The following is a 17550-nucleotide window of genomic DNA, read 5'->3' as shown; positions in this document are numbered from 1 at the left end:
GCTCGCATTTCGCTTGTCTTAGCGTTTGAATGACGGATCGTTTTCTGGCATGGAGTACGTCAACATCCCATGATCGCAGGCATTCCACATCGTGCAGCTTCTTCAAGTGAGGGCTGAGATTTCCGAAGGGGACTGGACAGTCCCCTGACTGCTGAAGGCCGGGCAGTGGCCATCCGGCGAGGCCGATAGATAGCTTTGTCCAGCCTGTCCACTACCCAAGCAGGAGAAAACATCCTGCAACCCGAAATAAACCTGACAGAATGTATGGGTATGCTGGAGCAATGATTACCATTACCATGATGAAGGGGCATTCGGATGATAACGAACACGCAGAGACCGTGGCCTGTACCGCGCAGTTCCTGGATGATCAAACAAAGCTGGCGTGATCTATTGTTTTTGCATTATCCAGTAGAACCGGAATGGCTAAGTCCGCATATTCCTGCGGGGCTGGAGCTTGATACTTATGATCAGAAGGCATGGATCAGCATTGTGCCTTTCTGGATGAGCGGAATCCGGTTCAGAGGAACCCCGTCTGTGCCCTATGTGTCGCAATTTCCAGAGTTGAATGTACGAACCTATGTGAAGGTTGGAGATAAGTCCGGCGTTTATTTCTTCAGTCTGGATGCAGAGAGCACGGTAGGTGTTTTCTTTGGCAGAAAATTCTATCACTTGCCCTACTATTACGCGAATATGAGCTTGGAGCGTCAGGCAGGCGAGAAGATCGTCTATGAAAGCTTCAGAAATGGCGGCGGCTCGATATTCAAGGGAAGCTATCAACCAACATCTGAAGTGTATCGCGCAGAGGCAGGGTCATTGGATTATTGGCTGGTTGAAAGGTATTGTCTATATAGCGAGTCTCGCAATCGAATATTTATGTCGGAAATCAATCATGAGCCTTGGGAGCTGCAGGATGCTGCATATGAGATCAGAGACAATACGATGCTCCAGTTGCCCGGAATAGATATAGCAGCGCCGTATTGCGCTCATTATTGTAAAAGAATAGATGTGCATGTATGGCCATTGAAGCCGTTGTAAATCCAGAGGCTGACATACGCACAAATCTGCAGCCCTGTGCAGCTGCCCTTCTATCCGATGTTCGTCCAAGCCAACGATAATAGACAGCATAATATATAGTACTCTTGAATGTTGGGAATGGGGGAGAGTCTATGGCTGTTATTAAAATACATCTTGAGGCGGAGAGCGTAGTGAGCGGTACGATTACGATCACGACGGTAACCAGTGTGGTTCCGACGGTAAGACGTTATACCGCAACCGTTGTGCTTGGCAACATTTTGGGAGGGACGACAACCATTCCGGCAACGAGCTTTACTGGCGATAACGGCGCAGCACTTCCCGCGGGCGGTCTTACGGTTCCAACAAGCAGCGGTTACTATAACGTATATGTGAATGGCGTGCTGCAGCGCAGTGGATTGAGCACATTATCGACGACGAGCTTGATTATTAGTACAGCGCTTCTTATTGGCGCGAGTGTAGTCGTCGAGGTTGTCAACTTCACCTCAACCGCTTCATCAACATCAACCAATAATATTGCGGTTACAACTACAATAACCGATTAGTGAAGCAGACCGGTATCGGCTCGTCTGAACACGGATGATCATACAATGATTTGGGCGCTGAATTGTATCGTTTCAAGAATGATAGGCGTTCCCTGATAAATGATATCCCCTTGCTCAAGAGAGAGGGTCAGTGCATGAGCACTCACTGTGTACAAGCTGCCTTGCTGCAGAATTCCGTTAATATAAACATTCGCATAGCTGCTTGGTCCAATGCCGATAAATTCAATCGCGGGTGCGCCGTTATCGTTCATAAATTGATTGGCCGGAATTACTATCGGAAGATTAATGTCTGCAGTTGCAGAATAGAAATATCTTCGGGCGGTTGGCGTAATCAAAACTTCCTGTATGTTTGGCGGCCCTGTAGGGCCCTGTTCGCCCTGCGGTCCGACGGGTCCTTGAACGCCCTGAATCCCCTGAGCTCCTGGAGGCCCGGCAGGCCCGGCGGACCCAGCAGGCCCCGGGACTCCCTGTACCCCCGGGATGCCTTGTATGCCTTGCGATCCGGCAACGCCGGCTTCCTCTTGTGATTCTCTATCTCCATAGCCTTGAATCCCCTGAATGCCTTGCAATCCCTGCATGCCTGGCAGCCCCTGCGGTCCCGCTGGCCCCCGCTTACCCGCTGCACCATATCGTCTCGCAGCAGCATTCCTTACTTTTGAGCGGCGCACGATGCGTGCAACAGACGGTTTTTTACAGCTCGAGCACCTACGCTTCGACCGTGGCTTAGAGCAGCAATGCTGGCGCTGCCGCTGCACTCGATTTTTTTTCCTTCGCGCTTTTTTCCGGCCTGAAGCTCTGCGGAACCTAAGACATTTCAATTTTTCCGGCCCCCTCACCCAGCTTTATTATCTTATGTCATGAAGTTATGTGAAGGAATGGACATCTAACTATTCTAGCGATACTCGTTTGCCCAAGCCGCTTATGACAGACACACACCTCGAAATAAATGTCAGGTTTATAGTAAATAAGCCGTTTCTACCCTTTCAATGAATTCATCTACTACTTAAGTGCCGAAGCATTCATTCGGTATTACTGCTTGTAGAGGAGGTGACAGCATGCCCGTTATAAAACCAGTCTACACGGCAATTTCTACAGCTCCAGTCGCTACAGGCGGAGTTGTGACGACCACTGTAAATCCAGTCGTATCCCGTTTCTTTGCCACAATAACTGCAGGGATGATTGGTGCTACGGATACGACCATTCCGGCAGCGAGCTTTATTGATGACGCCGAGGATCCCGTAACGACTTTGCCTGCCCTGACGGCGGACGATTATGCCAACGTCTACGTGAATGGCGTTTTGCAGCAGAGCTCCTTATCTACAATCACTACGACTGAGTTGGTTCTGGGAGCGACGGATATTTCTGTTGGAGTTCCTGTTTTGCTAGAGATCGCCAGTTTTACCAACACATCATCGAACATAACAACCCAGCCAACCATATCCGCACCGACCATCACGATTATTACCTAAAGCTCTTTTTTCAGACCAGGACAGAGAGAATGGAAGGTTCCCCTCCTTGAAAACATCGGTGAGTTGTTTCTGTTTTGGACGACGAATTCAGCCCATCCTGTCCGGAATTCCGAATGCGGTCATAAGCTGAACGAGTAGTCGAGCCGGGCGGTAAATAGCAGAAATAACCCTTAGTCCTAGGACTAAGGGTTATTTGATTTTTAACAGGTATGAGATAATACGGTATTTATTTTGTCGAATTATGTCATATTTCCATGTTTGAGGGCCTACGTTTCGTCTCGCACTAAATGAATCAAGCGGCCCATTCCGATTTGTAAGCGGATACATTAATATCAAATTGCTGATGCATTTGCTAAAAATTTTAAAGTATCGATACACAAAAAAATTCGTAGAAGAGGTGTCATGATGATGATGTTCAAAAAAAAGATTAGTGCAACTGTAGGTGCTGCTCTGATTGCAATAGCGATCGTAGCTCCTGCAGCGCAAGCGAATGATCCTTGGAATGGTGGAGGTTCGACCTGTACGCCTCAAACTTATCCGTATGTAATCGTATGCCCGCCTTATGCTTATTTGGCGAAGCAATGGATAGCCCTCTCAGCACCGGTTCCTTCCGGCTGGGCAGTCTATGATGCGACAAGCACGAGCAAACAGATCATCAATCTTAACGGAGCACCATGGTATGCTTCTGTGAAATTGAAAAACAATCCGTATTTTCCTCATAGCACTAACCCGATCCCCAATGGATGGGTTAAATACGGCCTAGAAAGCGACGGCTATTATACGATCTTTAAAGCGTATGCATTTTAAACAATAAGTAGTGTGTAACGGAAATAGCGATGCGGGAACCACTTCCCGCATCGCTATTTTTAAATTTATCAGAAAGTATAGAATAGCTTTATAAGCGGGCTGAATAAGGAGCCAGTGATGATGAAAAAATATAAGAACTGCCAAGAGAAATGAGAAATATACATAAGCAGGAACGGTGGTCCATGTAATTGCTAACGACGCAAGGGGGGCTGCACGATGTCCCGAGGATGGAATATTGCAATCGCGGTCCTGTTTGTCCTGTTTTCCTATTTGCTGCTGCAGTTCTTCTTCTCTACTCAGCATATCCGTGAGCTGGTAAAGCCCGCAGGGGATAATGGGATCGGGAATGGTTCCCGCCATGTTGTGCTGATTGCGCAAGAGGTGGACAATCCCTATTGGCGGACTATCGAGCAAGGTGTTCGGGAGGCAGCTGACAACTATGGCATGGACGTCGAATATACCGGTCCGATACGCATCCATGCGGCGGAGCAGATCAGACTGCTGGAGAGAGCCATAGCGGCCAAGCCGGATGCCATTATGGTGCAGGGAATCAATGACCCGCAGCAGCGGCTGCTAATTGACAAGGCTGCCGTTCAGGGTATTCCAATCATTACGGTTGATGCGGATGAGCCGGACAGCCATCGGCTGTCATACATAGGCACAGACAACTTGAAAGCCGGCAAAATGATGGGCGAGCTAGTCGCGCAAGCCGCCGCTGGCACCAAGGGCAGCATTGGCGTATTAATCGCTAATGAGCAGTCGTACAGCCAGCAGCTTAGGCTTGCCGGCTTTCGCTCAGTTCTTAGCCGGTATCCGGAGCTTACCGTTGTTGATGTGCGTCCGTCGAACAATTCCCGCCTGCAAGCGACCCGGGAAGCCGAGGAGATGCTCATGCAGCATGCTGGCAAGATCGATACGATGATCGGCTTCAGCGCTTTGGACAGCATAGGGATATTGAAAGCCGCGGAGCATGTGCATCCACAACGACTAAGCATTCTTGCCTTTGATGATTTGGCCGAAACGAAAGCGGCAATCCGGCAGTGTAGAATCAGGGCCACTATTGTCCAGCGGCCTTATGCAATGGGATATGGAGCAATAACCATGCTGAATGATTATTTTCAGGGGAGGAAGCCGGAGCAGCAGCGTTTCACCGAAGCAACGGTTCTGACCAGCGGTGAGAGCGGCAGCGACACCGGAGGAAGCTGTCCATGACGATACGAATGAAGCTGCTGCTGTTCATTCCCTTGCTCGTGCTGCTCGTGAACTTGGTGACCTATTTTTTATTCGAGAGCGGGAGCGTCGTTCAGCAGGTCTATGAAGGCATGATGAGCCGCATCCTGCTGTACAAGCAGTCGGCCCGGACGGCTGAAGGCCATCTGAAAAAGCTGAATAACTATTTGCTGGACCCGGTATCCAGCAAGTATACAGAGCTGTTCTCATCGCGGGAGCGGCTTCTTGCGGCTCGGGATGAGCTTGCGGACACAGCGTCATCGGTGAATGCGTCGTTGACCCAAGCGCTGACCGGGCATGTCCATATGCTGGATACGCTTGTGGAGGAGGAGCAGGCGGCGCTTGCGGCATCAGAGGCAGATTCTTCGCGCGCCGCGCTCCATCACTACGAGCAAGCTGAGAAAACGATTGCTTTTATCCGGGAGAAGGGGCAGCAGCTTGTCGATCTGGAGCTGCAGGATTACCAATTGATCTATAAGCAAATCCAAGAGGAGACCGGACGCATCAATAGGCTGGGAGCGGCGGTATTCGTCGTTAACACCGTTATGAGCATTGTGATCGCGGTATGGATCTCCCGCAGCATTACGGGACCGGTCGGCCGTCTTGTCGGCATGGCGAAGCAGGTTTCTACAGGGAACCTGAAGCTTGAGCCGCAGCAGAGATCGAATGACGAGCTCGGAATTTTGTCGGATGCATTCAAGCAAATGTCGGCTGATCTGATCGTATTGATCAACAAGGATAAAGCAAGCCTGGAGAAGGACCGGCTGGTCAAGGAATTGGAGCTTCAGGCGCTGCAAAGCCAGATCAACCCGCATTTTTTGTTCAATACGCTGAATGTGCTCTCCAAGCTGGCGCTGCTGGAGGGAGCGGAGAAGACGAGTGATCTTATCGTGTCGATGTCGGGCCTGCTGCGCTACAATTTGCGCCAGCTCGATCAACCCGTAACGGTGGGTGACGAGCTTGCCCATATTAAGGAATATATAACGATTCAGCAGGCAAGATTTCGTGAGCGTGTAAGATTCGAGAGTGAGGTCGATGCGGCCGCGCTTCAGGCGCTTATCCCGTGTCTGACGCTGCAGCCGGTTGTGGAGAATTGCTATATGCACGGCATTGCGGATATGGAGCAGGGCGCAGTTATCCGTCTGGAAGTAGCGCTCATACCAGGATATGTCCGAATCATGGTCGCTGATAATGGCGCTGGCATGAGCGAATCGGCGCGCCAATCTCTGCTCAGGCTCGAAGCGGGGGCCGACAGCAAGCAATCCACAGGGATCGGCACGAGAAATGTGTTCAAGCGGCTGCAGCTGTTCTATGGGGAGGACAACCTTGTGGACATCTGGAGCGAGCCGGGCCGGGGAACCAGGGTGACGATTCGGATTCCTTTGGGGAAGGAGGCGGGGACAATCCATGTACAGAATTTTGATCGTAGATGATGAAGCGCTTGAACGGGAAGGTCTGGAATGGATTGCCCGGAACATGCTGCAGGGCAAGCTGCAGGTGTTCCATGCGGAGAACGGCCGGATCGCGATAGAACGGGCGGAGGAGCATCATCCCCATATCGTGCTCATGGATGTCAACATGCCGGGCATTCAGGGCCTGGACGCCATTCGTGAGATCAAATCGCGCTTGCCGGATACGAAGTTCGTGCTGGTGACGGCCTACGATTATTTTGCCTACGCGAAGGAGGCGCTTACGCTTGGCGTGAAGGAATATATTGTGAAGCCGGCCAAGCGGACGCAGGTTGTGGCAACGCTGCAGGGGCTAATGGAGGAGCTGGACCGGGAGAAGAGCAAGCGTGCCGAGGAGCTGGAGCTGAGACATCGGGTATCCCAGTTGATGCCGTTAGTCGAGAGCGAGCTGGCCTTGGTCATTATGGTCCGGCAAGTTATGGATGCGGATGCCGGGCAGCTGGCAGAATGGCTGGATTTTCCGCTTGATGGAGGCAGCGCGGTTGTCGCGGCATTCCCGAGGGCTGCAGACGTGCGGGACAAGAAGATCTATGACACCATGCGCAGCTTCGCCAAGACGAATGGGACTCCCTGCATCGTCAGCTCGCTAATTGACCGCCACATGACGATTTTTTTGCGGATTCCGCCTGGGGCGGAGACGGATGTGTGGAAGCAGGAGACCGTGCAGTTCGGCGGAGAACTGTGCTCGCTGGCAGAGCGTCAGCTTGGTATGGCGATAACGGTGGGGATCGGATCTGCAAGACAAGGGGCGGAGGGATTGCACGAATCCTACTTTGAAGCCGTATTCGCCTCCGCCTGCTTCGAGCAGGGCGGGAAGGTATGCCATTTTGACGATCTGAAGAGGGGACAAGAGGCCGCAATTCCTGTGCCTGGGATGGCCGCCGCAGAGGATGAGGATGCACTGAATCGGTCCTATGTAGCATCCGCTCTGCACCGCATCCGCGAGGAGCGCGAGCAGCAAACCTTATCCGTGCTCGACCGGGCCAAAGCCTTTATTGAGGAGCGCTTCACCGAGGATCTGTCACTGGAGGAAGTGGCGGATTACGTCCATCTGAATCCTTACTACCTCAGTAAAATTCTCAAGCAGCAGTTTGGGGAGACTTTCATTGACCTGCTTACCCGTCTGCGGATCGATAAGGCCAAGGGGCTGATAGCTTCGAAGTCGCTCAGCCTCAAGGAGATATGCTTCGAGGTCGGGTATAAGGATCCCAATTATTTCAGCCGTGTATTCAAACGGGTGACGGGCATTACCCCGTCCGAGTACCGCAGCAGCGAAACCAGCTGAGCCAATTTATGGAGCGCTTGATCTGGACTTTTTTGTGGTCAGCGGGACGAAAATGTACTAGTCCGCTCCCCGTGTGGGAACCAGCCTGGGCCTGGATATTATAATACAGGAAGAACACCGAAAAGTGCAGGCGATCGCTGCCTTGGAAGAGAACAGCGGATGTTATAATTCACTGGACGCATGCAGGATGCATGCCGGAAAGGGGACTATAACATTGTCACTCGTCATCGATAAAGAGCAGCTTCCGGCTGCGGCACATGAGTCGCAAGCGGAATACACGAAGGCGGCGAAGCAGTCGCATGCCGATGCTGCACAACTATTGCAAGCCAAGGAGGACGCGGGGCAGTCACATCCCGATGCAACGGAACAGCCGAATATGAGGTTTGTCACTCTTGTATCCATTGTGGCTGCACTCGGCGGTGTTCTCTTCGGATTCGATACAGCTGTCGTATCGGGAGCGCTCGGCTTTCTGGAGCAGCGATTTCACTTGAACGGAATGCAGCTGGGGTGGGCTGTATCTTGTTTTATTATCGGCTGCATTGCGGGTGCAGCAGTGTCTGGCATGCTGGCCGACCGTTTCGGCAGGAAAAAGGTGCTGATCGCAGCCGCAGGCATCTTCATTATCGGCACTGTGGGATCAGCCCTGCCGGATACGTTCTCCGGCTACATTATCGCACGGATAATCGGCGGTCTTGGAATCGGCATTACCTCTGCGCTTTGTCCGCTTTATAATGCAGAGATTGCCCCTGCCCGCTATCGCGGCCGTCTGGTGGCCTTGAATCAGCTTGCGATCGTGACAGGAATCTTTCTGGTGTACTTTGTGAATTTGGCGATTACCGGTTATGGTGATGACGCATGGGACGTCTCCAGTGCCTGGCGCTGGATGTTCGGTGCCGGAATCGTCCCAGGCTTGCTGTTTATGGTGCTGTTGTTCTTCGTGCCCGAAAGTCCGAGGTGGCTGATCAAGCAGGGCAAGCCGGACCAAGCACTGCCCATTCTGCTCAAAATCCATGGAGAAACGTTGGCCAGACAGGAAGTGCTGGACATTAAGCAGGTCTCCAGGCAGGAGGAGCGCGGCGGCTCGATACGCGAGCTGTTCAAGCCGGGTCTGAGATTGGCCTTGATCGCAGGTGTCGGATTGGCCGTATTCCAGCAGGTTACGGGCATTAATGCCGTTATGTATTATGCGCCGGTAATTTTCAAGGAAGCGGGGATGGGCGCGAATGCTTCGCTAATTCAGACGATCCTGATCGGCTTCGTCAATCTGGCCTTTACGATCCTGTCGCTATGGCTGGTCGATAAAGTCGGCCGAAAGGCGCTGCTACTTATCGGATCTGCTTCGATGACGGTCTGCCTGACGGTTATTGGGCTCGCTTTCTACACCGATCATACCTCTGGGCCATGGGTGCTGCTCTTCATCCTGCTCTATGTGGCATCCTTTGCAATATCGCTAGGCGCTGTGCTGTGGGTCGTTCTATCGGAGATCTTCCCAAGCCATATCCGCGGCAAAGCTGTTGCAATTGGCACCATGGCGCATTGGGTTGCCGATTATGCGGTCTCCCAATCGTTCCCCCCGCTGCTGCATACGTCAGGTCCGGCAGTGACCTTCTGGATTTTCGCGCTTATGGCTTTGATTACAGTGGTGTTCACCTGGCGAATGATTCCCGAAACGAAAGGCAAATCACTGGAGGAAATTGAGACACTCTGGGCAGTCAAATAAGCCCCGCAAAGGGACAAAAGAACCTTCAACCCCGCTATAAAAGTGGAGCTGAAGGTTCTTATGCACGCCCGCTTCGCTGGACTGCTGGCAGGAGACGGCAACGCGACCAGCGAATATTACAAACGAAGAAAGCTTCATAATCAAGAGGCGGCTTGGTGTCCGCTTGGAGCTTGGAAAGAGGGTGCAGTGTAATGACGATGGCAGCAGATACGGCGGGGAAATGTCCCATCTGCGGCGGTGACAACAGCTGCGGCAATATTGCCGGCAAAGTGCAAGGAGCTTGCTGGTGCAGCAAGGAATATTTTCCGGAAGGCATATTCAGCACAGTGCCAGTGGATCAATTAGGGAAAGCCTGCATTTGCAGGAGCTGTCTGAATAAATTCAAGGAGAGAAAGTAGGAATGCAATACGGTCAGCGCTGCCTTACGATTAGCGGTGCCTGCTATTGCGCCACTTTTTCCCCACTGTTTTCTTGATGAACTTCACAGCCTCTTGTCCGCCTTGCTCATCATTCTTCTTCCCGGCAATACCGCTGCGTCCATTCCCATTGGCGAACTGCGAATTTTTGTTGGCGCTGCGGCTGCCTTTGATCGCGTTCTGACCGCCTTGGTTGGCATTCACCCCGACATGTTTGTTGATCTGTCCGCCACCCTCTGCCCGCTGGTTAATAACATTAAAAGTAATATTAATCGTAATGTTTCCTTTGGTTCCCTTAAAATCTCTCATCTCCTATATCCTCCTCTTAACTGCTACCAGTAATATATGTATCGATTTCCAGCCTGACTATGTATTTGTCCTCCGCTTTTCGTCTACCATTGTAATAGCCCGATAACAAGAGTCTGCTCTGCCAGCGAGAATAACAGAGAGTCCCGGGCAATCACCAGTTTGATGAAAGGCAAGGCCGTATACTGGGTGGTTGCGTCCAACGTCTGGTCCGTAAATCTGCGCGAATGAGCAGGCATTCCGATGAAATTGCTCCAAATGTGAGGTTAAAAGGGGAAAAAGATGCGCAAATGCAGGCATTACCGCCAAAACCATCTAGTTGTAGAAAAGCCTGCGGTTGACCAGGCATTCCAATGGTAATGCTCCAAATGTGAGCTAGGAAGGAAAAGATGCGTAAAAGCAGGCATTTCGTCTATAAATCATCAAATAGGAGAAAAGCCTGCGAATGAGCAGGCTTTCCAATGAAATTACCCCAAATATAAGGTTAGTAAGGGAAAAAGATGCGCAAATGCAGGAATGTTACCGTTGAAGGGAATAAAGGCGGTTAAAAGATGCACTCTCGCAGGAATATTTGCTATCGAGGCATCACAAAACATAAATTCGCCATGTAAGTCTCGCTATCCCAGCTGCTCAATTCACTGTACCCCAGCTTCACTGTCGAAGCCCCTGCAGCGATAAGTTATCGATGCATTCGCCCGCTGTAAAGCGCAAATGCACGTGCGCGCCAAACAAGCCAGTCCAGCTGCGCAATCGGAGTTGGCGTCCCTTCTGGATGCTGCTTTTTTTGCTGTAACATATTGACATCAAAAAACAGGTTGTGTTTAATAGAAGAAGGGATTAGCACTCTAATAAGATGAGTGCTAACAGATCCTGCGGCATCCGTATGGATTTTATGTTCTGAATTTGAAAGGAGATCTTATTCGTGGCAAAAAAACAGTTTAAGGCAGAATCGAAACGACTGCTGGAAATGATGATCAACTCCATCTATACGCAGAGAGAAATTTTCCTGAGAGAGCTTGTGTCCAACGCCAGTGACGCCATTGATAAAATCTACTACAAGGCGCTGTCTGACGACCAATTGGTATTCAACAAAGAAGATTATTACATCAAAGTTACGGCTGACAAAGCAAGTCGGACGTTGACTATAACAGATACGGGTATTGGCATGACGAAGGAGGATCTTGAGAATAATCTGGGGATTATTGCGAAGAGCGGCTCCTTGGCGTTCAAGAAAGAGAATGAATTGAAGGATGGGCACAACATCATCGGCCAATTCGGGGTAGGTTTCTACTCTGCTTTTATGGTGGCTGATGTGGTTACAGTAACGAGCAGAGCGCTGGGCAGTGACGAGGCATTCAGATGGGAATCGAAGGGCGCGGACGGATACACAATCACCTCATGCGAGAAGGATGCTGTCGGTACGGAGATCACGCTCACGATTAAAGAGAATACTGAGGATGATCAGTATGACGAGTATTTGGAAGAATACCGCTTAAAGTCGATCATCAAGAAGTATTCCGACTTCATACGCTATCCGATCAAGATGGATGTGAAGGGACAGCGTCCTGTTGAAGGCAGCGAGAATGAGCTTGAGGACTATCAGGAAGAGCAGACCGTGAACAGCATGGTCCCGATCTGGCGCAAGAATAAGAATGAGCTTACAGCGGAAGACTATGAGAACTTCTACTTCGAGAAGCGCTACGGCTTCGACAAGCCGATCAAGCATGTCCACATCAGCGCCGATGGCGCAGTGGTCTATAATGCGATCCTGTTTATACCGGAGAATACGCCTTTCGATTATTACACGAAGGAATACGAGAAAGGGCTGGAGCTCTATTCCAACGGCGTGCTCATTATGGACAAATGTGCGGATCTTCTGCCGGACTACTTCAGCTTTGTTAAAGGGATGGTGGATTCAGAGGATCTGTCGCTTAACATTTCCAGAGAGATGCTGCAGCATGACAGACAGCTCAAGCTGATCGCCAAGAACATCAAGAACAAGATCAAGGGCCAACTGCAAAGCTTGTTGAAGGAAGAAAGAGAGAAGTATGACCAATTCTACAAATCGTTCGGCAGACAGCTGAAATTCGGAGTATACAGCGAGTATGGAGCGAATAAGGATGTGCTGCAGGATCTGCTGATGTTCTACTCCTCCACGGAGAAGAAGCAGGTTACGCTGGACGAATATGTATCGAGAATGCCTGAGGATCAGAAGTACATCTACTATGCTTCCGGAGGATCGATCGACAGAATCGAGAAGCTTCCGCAGACCGAGATGGTAGCTGACAAGGGTTACGAGATTCTGTATTTCACCGACGACATCGACGAATTCGCTATCAAGATGATCATGAGCTACAAGGAGAAGGAGTTCAAATCGGTATCAAGCGGCGACCTGGGTCTCCAAGGCGATAGCGAGGAGAATGCTTCAGAGGTAGAAGAGAACGACAGCAAGGAGCTCTTCGAGCATATGGCGGGCATTCTGTCCGGCAAAGTCAAGAATGTCAAAGCCTCCAAAAGGCTGAAATCCCATCCGGTATGCTTGTCTACCGAGGGCGAGCTGACGATCGAGATGGAGAAAATATTGCAGGCAATGCCGAACAGCCAGGATGTCAAGGCTGACAAGGTTCTGGAAATCAACGTTAACCATGAGGTGTTCCAATCGTTGAAGGACGCTTACAGCAATGATAAGGAGAAGCTGAACCTGTACACCAACCTGTTGTACAATCAGGCCCTCCTCATTGAAGGATTGCCGATCCAGGATCCTGTAGCCTTCACGAATGATCTGTGCAAGATTATGGTTTAATCCATCCATTGAATTAACCGGGCAGATCGTGCCGGCTAATCATAACCCGCCACTGCGAACAAGCAGGGCGGGTTATTGCTTTCACATATAACAAACGACGAAGCAGAATGCGGGTTGCCCAGTGTTCTGCTTCGTCGTTATAAGATCGATCTGCTTATGATGCCCAGTCCAAGGAATAATTATTCGTACACGACATCTGCAGGATAATTATAGAAATGCTCGTTCGTAACGGAATGAATGCGGAAGCCTCTGCTGCTGAAATCCTGATTGTTGTATTTGGCGACGTAGGTGACATCCTTCGTATAATAGTCCATGTAGTTCAGAATATAAGGGAAAGTACGCACTTCATCAGAGCTGATCTTGGACGAACTGTATTCTGCAGGCGCCAAGCCGAATCCATCCAATGAGAAGACGGCGGCAGTTGTCTCGTTCATTCGGAAAAATTTCCGCACCGCTTGGGCTGAGTAGGTGGAGTAATCGATAACGCTTACACTAAGCAGTTTAACGCCCAGCGTTTTCCGGTATGCGATCACTTTATCTATTTTGGTGCGGAAGGCGCTTGTGAATGCGCTTTCCTGATTCGGGATCGTAATATCGGTCGGTTGAAGGAAATCCTCCAGCAAATAATAATCATTGCTGCCGATCAGCGTCTTCTCGCCAGTCGGATTATAGACGGAGTGAGGAGCGTTGCTCATCACTTGCTCGGGATGCCAAGCATTGATGAAGGCCGGCATATCAAGTGAATGAATATAGCCCAGAGCTGTATTCAGGCGCGAGCGGCTGACCTTGTAATCAAATCCGGCGTCATCGAGGAAAATCCCGGTTGCCCCCATGTCTCTCCACAGATTAACCCTCTTCTTGATCTCATCCATGGACAGATTGTCGGTCGTAACTCCGAGATCGACATATCCGAACAGCTTTATATCCGGATTTAATTCCTTCGTAAACTTGATAACCTGCAAAGTCGATGTGTGGTGGACAGCCTCAGGGAACTGCAATTTGTCGCCAAAAACGACATAATCATAGCCACTGAATACGGCGGCGGCTTTTTTGGGCTCCCACAATTTGTTCACTCCTGCGGGCGTGCCGTAGTAAATAAGCAAGCGATAACCGGGGGGCGTGCCTTGCAGCGCCAGGGACGCTGTGCTCGTTACGATAAGCGAGCAGATGATTAAAAGTAAGAAAATTCTAATTTTAGGCAAAATTCTCGTGTGTAATCTCATAATTCCTCCATCGCTTCTTAGTTGTAAATAAAATGAGGGTTTACGTTAACAGGAAATAGGGCTTACAATAGAGGTAATGTGTTGAAATTGTAAAGCTAATATAAATTTAACATAAAAAATGAAATTGGTAATATTTTTTTTTTGCCAAGTCATCTATTTATTTATGCGGAGGGTTACTAAGTGAATGTATTAATTACGGGCGGTTGTGGTTTCATCGGTTCATTTGTGGCGGAAAGATTTCATAAAGAGGGACATCGTATTTATATTATCGACAATTTGTCCTCAGGTCAAAAATCAAATGTAACCGTGCCACACAAGCTGTACCAAATGGATGTTGAAGATCAGAAATGTGATGAGATCATCCAGAGCATATCGCCGGACATTGTTGTCCATCTGGCAGCGCAGGTCGATGTCAATACTTCTGTCAACAGACCGCATGTGGACACGCAATCCAATATTCTGGGACTAGTGAACATTCTCAGAAGCGCCAGCAAGGCGGGAGTGAGCAAATTCGTATTTGCTTCTTCGGCGGCTGTTTACGGCCCTTATGATGAGGTTTCTCTTAAAGAAGATTTGAATTGCAGCCCGGTCTCTCCTTACGGCATGAATAAATATTTGGGCGAGTACTACTGTGACAAATGGACGCAGCTCTACGGCCTGCCGACGCTATGCTTCCGTTTCTCTAATGTATACGGACCACGTCAAGGCAGTGTGGGCGAAGGCGGGGTCGTATCCATATTCATGGAACGATTGCGGGATCGCAAGGAATTCAACGTGTATGGCGACGGAGGCCAGACCCGGGACTTTATTTATGTCGAGGATCTGGTTGACGGGATCTACAGAGGCGCCAACAGTCAGTTGGGCGGGGTCTATAATCTGTCTACGAATACGGAGACAAGCGTGAATGAACTGATCGCGGTGCTGGGAAGTCTGCATCCGATAGAGAAGACCAACTATCTGGATGCCCGCCAGGGAGACATCTATCGTTCGAGTCTTGATAACACGCGCGTGAAGCGGGACTTGGACTGGGTGCCGATCTATTCGCTGCAAGAGGGATTGTCCCGCACATTGGAATGGTTCCAGCAAAGCCAGGATTCCAGCAGCGAGGTCAAGGAAAAGAAGAAGATATCCGCGCCGAAGTGGTGGCCGGATGTCAAAGCGTATGCGGAGAACCTGCTTGCTTTTGCGGTAATGGCCGGCATTACGCTGTTTGGTGCTGACAAGCTGCTTCATACGAGCATCGACTTGAAGCTGATCTATGTTATTTTGTTAGGTGTTTTCTATGGCACGCGCCAGTCTACACTCGCGGCTATTCTGGCTTCCGGACTGTATATCTTTGAGAGCTTGAGCAACGGCAGGGAAGTTATCTCGCTTCTGTATGATCCGGAAGTGCTGTTTGTGATCGCCATGTATCTGTTCTTCGGTCTTATCGTTGGATTCGTATCGGATAAAGGGCGGCGCGATAATCAGCGAATCAACAGCGATCTCGCTGTGCTTAATGAGAAATATGCCTTCTTGAAGGGCGTCTACAAGGATACCCGTACAGTGAAGGAAGAATTGCAACGCCAATTGATCAGCAGCAAGGACAGTATTGGCCGCATCCATAGCATTATCAAGTCGCTTGAAAGCCTGGAGCCGGAAGAGATCGTTACCTCCTCTGTTGGCGTACTGAAGAATCTGCTGGAAACGGAGCGAATCTCCGTATATTCCGTCAGCAACTCCGATTTTCTTCGACTCATGATCAGCTCGAACGCCCCGGATTTCTTACTGCCGAAGACGCTTCGCTTATCCGAGCATCACTATCTGCATGATGTTGTGACCAAAGGGAAGATATTCTCGAATAAATCATTGCATGCGGATCAGCCGGTACTAGCCGCTCCGATTGTGCATGAAGGTCAAGTTATAGCTGTTGTTGCCGTTCATGATCTAGCATTTGACAGACTGAACCTGCACTACGAGAACTTGTTCAAAGTAAGCGTGGATTTGATCTCGGGCTCGTTGTCCCGCGCATTCCAATATGTTGGCGTAACTCACAAAGACCGCTTCGTCGATGAAACAGCGGTGCTCACGCAATCTGTATTCCTTCAAGTGCTGCAAACCAAGATCGTGGCGAAGCAGCAGCATAACACCGATTTCGTTCTGCTCGGTGTTGAAGCCTCCGGCCAGCCAATTAAAGGCCTTTCGGAACGCATCTCCGGGTCTCTGCGTGATTCTGACTATTTGGGCATGCTGAAGGATCGGATTGTTCTGCTGCTGTCCAATTCCAACAACACAGAGGCGGATATCGTCATTCAGAGGCTGAATAAGAATGGGGTTCGGACAGAAGTGATCAACGAGGAGGAAGCGTATGCTTGAGTTGGCGCTCATCGTCTACTATGCGGTCTCTGTTGTATATTGGCTTGTATGCCTGAAGTGGAAATTAACCAGGCCGGCATTCACTGGGGCACTGCTCCTGTGCCTCCCGTTTCTGGGATTGTTTCTATCCCTGCTGCAGCTCCTTGCAGAGCGTAGACAGCCGCTGAAAGGCATTGAGCGATTCAAGGAGCATGAGCGGGTTGATCACGAGGATCGGATTTTCGAACGGGTCGATGTCAAGAAGGAGGTCAATATGGTTCCTCTTGAAGAAGGGCTTGTTGTCAATGATCTCTTCACCAGACGCAGATTGCTGCTGGATGTGCTGAAGGAGGATATCGATCAAGATATGATCCCTCTGCTGGAGCAGGCTGTGAATAATGAGGACACCGAAACCTCGCATTACGCGGTAACTGCGGTCATGGAGATCAAGCGGAAGCTGATGCTCTCCGTTCAGAAGTGGTCTGTAGAATATCAGAATAACAAGGACGACTCTGGAGTCGTTCTGGAATATGCCCATGCGGTTAAGCAATATATGACAAGCGGGTTTATGGATCGCAGGATGCATAATACGTACCGCAAAACCTATGCCAGCCTGCTGAGCCAGCTGATCGAATCGGAAGCCAGAAGCGAAGCATTGTTTGTTGAGAAGCTGAACTGTGAGATGGAGCTTGCCAACTACAGTGAAGCTTTGCGTGTCAGCGAGCTGTTCCGGAAGCACTATCCGGAGAGCGAGAAAGCTTATGTCACGGCCTTGGATCTGTATTACAGGTTGAAAATGAAGGAAGCGTTCTTTGAGACGCTGGAGCAATTGAAGGCTTTAAAAATTCGTGTATCCAATTCGGCGTTAACGATTATCCGGTATTGGTCTGCAAAAGGTGCGTAGATGTGTG

Annotated in this window: 16 protein-coding genes; 13 read left to right on the top strand and 3 right to left on the bottom strand. The window is 50.1% G+C overall.

Going from position 1 to position 17550, the window contains the following annotated elements; translation table 11 throughout:
* Positions 1-315 precede the first annotated feature (315 nt).
* Together K0T92_RS08385 and K0T92_RS08380 are read left to right on the top strand one after the other, a co-directional pair.
* The gene (locus K0T92_RS08385) at positions 316-1035 is read left to right on the top strand and encodes a YqjF family protein (protein WP_219872002.1); all 720 of its coding nucleotides are present in this window, start codon (positions 316-318) and stop codon (positions 1033-1035) included.
* A 131-nt stretch (positions 1036-1166) separates the two neighbouring features.
* A complete protein-coding gene (locus K0T92_RS08380; RefSeq protein ID WP_219872001.1) occupies positions 1167-1577 on the top strand; it encodes a DUF4183 domain-containing protein in 411 nt (136 codons plus the stop codon).
* A gap of 38 nt (positions 1578-1615) precedes the next feature.
* Here the strand turns inward: K0T92_RS08380 and K0T92_RS08375 are convergent, their stop codons facing one another.
* A complete protein-coding gene (locus tag K0T92_RS08375) occupies positions 1616-2155 on the bottom strand; it encodes a DUF4183 domain-containing protein (protein ID WP_219872000.1) in 540 nt (179 codons plus the stop codon).
* 477 nt (positions 2156-2632) lie between these two features.
* Between K0T92_RS08375 and K0T92_RS08370 the strand changes: the two genes are divergently transcribed.
* The 8 genes from K0T92_RS08370 to K0T92_RS08340 all read left to right on the top strand — a co-directional run bounded on the left by K0T92_RS08370 (position 2633) and on the right by K0T92_RS08340 (position 9955).
* Positions 2633-3046 carry a DUF4183 domain-containing protein gene (locus tag K0T92_RS08370; RefSeq protein WP_219871999.1) on the top strand — a complete coding sequence of 138 codons (414 nt, stop codon included), beginning with the start codon at positions 2633-2635 and terminating at the stop codon, positions 3044-3046.
* A 402-nt stretch (positions 3047-3448) separates the two neighbouring features.
* A complete protein-coding gene (locus K0T92_RS08365; RefSeq protein WP_219871998.1) occupies positions 3449-3853 on the top strand; it encodes a hypothetical protein in 405 nt (134 codons plus the stop codon).
* A 216-nt stretch (positions 3854-4069) separates the two neighbouring features.
* Entirely contained in the window at positions 4070-5065 is a 996-nt protein-coding gene (locus K0T92_RS08360; RefSeq protein WP_219871997.1) for a substrate-binding domain-containing protein, read from the top strand.
* A complete protein-coding gene (locus K0T92_RS08355; RefSeq protein WP_219871996.1) occupies positions 5062-6516 on the top strand; it encodes a sensor histidine kinase in 1455 nt (484 codons plus the stop codon). Before K0T92_RS08360 ends, K0T92_RS08355 begins: the two co-directional genes overlap by 4 nt.
* Positions 6491-7837 carry an AraC family transcriptional regulator gene (locus K0T92_RS08350; RefSeq protein WP_219871995.1) on the top strand — a complete coding sequence of 449 codons (1347 nt, stop codon included), beginning with the start codon at positions 6491-6493 and terminating at the stop codon, positions 7835-7837. The genes K0T92_RS08355 and K0T92_RS08350 overlap by 26 nt, the downstream gene beginning before the upstream one ends.
* A gap of 214 nt (positions 7838-8051) precedes the next feature.
* Positions 8052-9557: a sugar porter family MFS transporter gene (locus K0T92_RS08345; RefSeq protein WP_246627995.1), complete on the top strand. Its 1506-nt coding sequence runs from the start codon at positions 8052-8054 to the stop codon at positions 9555-9557.
* A gap of 60 nt (positions 9558-9617) precedes the next feature.
* A complete protein-coding gene (locus K0T92_RS25290) occupies positions 9618-9749 on the top strand; it encodes a hypothetical protein (protein WP_281423128.1) in 132 nt (43 codons plus the stop codon).
* On the top strand, positions 9749-9955 hold the full coding sequence (locus K0T92_RS08340; RefSeq protein WP_343223665.1) for a cysteine-rich CWC family protein: 207 nt from the start codon (positions 9749-9751) through the stop codon (positions 9953-9955). The genes K0T92_RS25290 and K0T92_RS08340 overlap by 1 nt, the downstream gene beginning before the upstream one ends.
* 30 nt (positions 9956-9985) lie before the next feature.
* Here K0T92_RS08340 and K0T92_RS08335 read toward each other — a convergent pair whose 3' ends face one another.
* Entirely contained in the window at positions 9986-10282 is a 297-nt protein-coding gene (locus K0T92_RS08335; protein WP_246627994.1) for a hypothetical protein, read from the bottom strand.
* A gap of 919 nt (positions 10283-11201) precedes the next feature.
* On the opposite strand from K0T92_RS08335, the gene htpG reads away from it, so the two are divergent.
* A complete protein-coding gene (htpG, locus tag K0T92_RS08330) occupies positions 11202-13082 on the top strand; it encodes a molecular chaperone HtpG (RefSeq protein WP_219871993.1) in 1881 nt (626 codons plus the stop codon).
* A 179-nt stretch (positions 13083-13261) separates the two neighbouring features.
* Here htpG and K0T92_RS08325 read toward each other — a convergent pair whose 3' ends face one another.
* The gene (locus K0T92_RS08325) at positions 13262-14305 is read right to left on the bottom strand and encodes a hypothetical protein (protein ID WP_219871992.1); all 1044 of its coding nucleotides are present in this window, start codon (positions 14303-14305) and stop codon (positions 13262-13264) included.
* A 180-nt stretch (positions 14306-14485) separates the two neighbouring features.
* Between K0T92_RS08325 and K0T92_RS08320 the strand changes: the two genes are divergently transcribed.
* The gene (locus K0T92_RS08320) at positions 14486-16660 is read left to right on the top strand and encodes an NAD-dependent epimerase/dehydratase family protein (RefSeq protein ID WP_219871991.1); all 2175 of its coding nucleotides are present in this window, start codon (positions 14486-14488) and stop codon (positions 16658-16660) included.
* A complete protein-coding gene (locus tag K0T92_RS08315) occupies positions 16653-17543 on the top strand; it encodes a hypothetical protein (protein WP_219871990.1) in 891 nt (296 codons plus the stop codon). The genes K0T92_RS08320 and K0T92_RS08315 overlap by 8 nt, the downstream gene beginning before the upstream one ends.
* Positions 17544-17550 lie beyond the last annotated feature (7 nt).

Origin of the sequence: Paenibacillus oenotherae (genome assembly GCF_019443105.1) — a bacterium.
In the GTDB taxonomy this organism is placed as follows: Bacteria; Bacillota; Bacilli; order Paenibacillales; family Paenibacillaceae; genus Paenibacillus_Z; species Paenibacillus_Z oenotherae.
The sequence above is the reverse complement of the archived record's forward strand: the minus strand, read 5'-3'. Positions and strand labels throughout refer to the sequence as shown.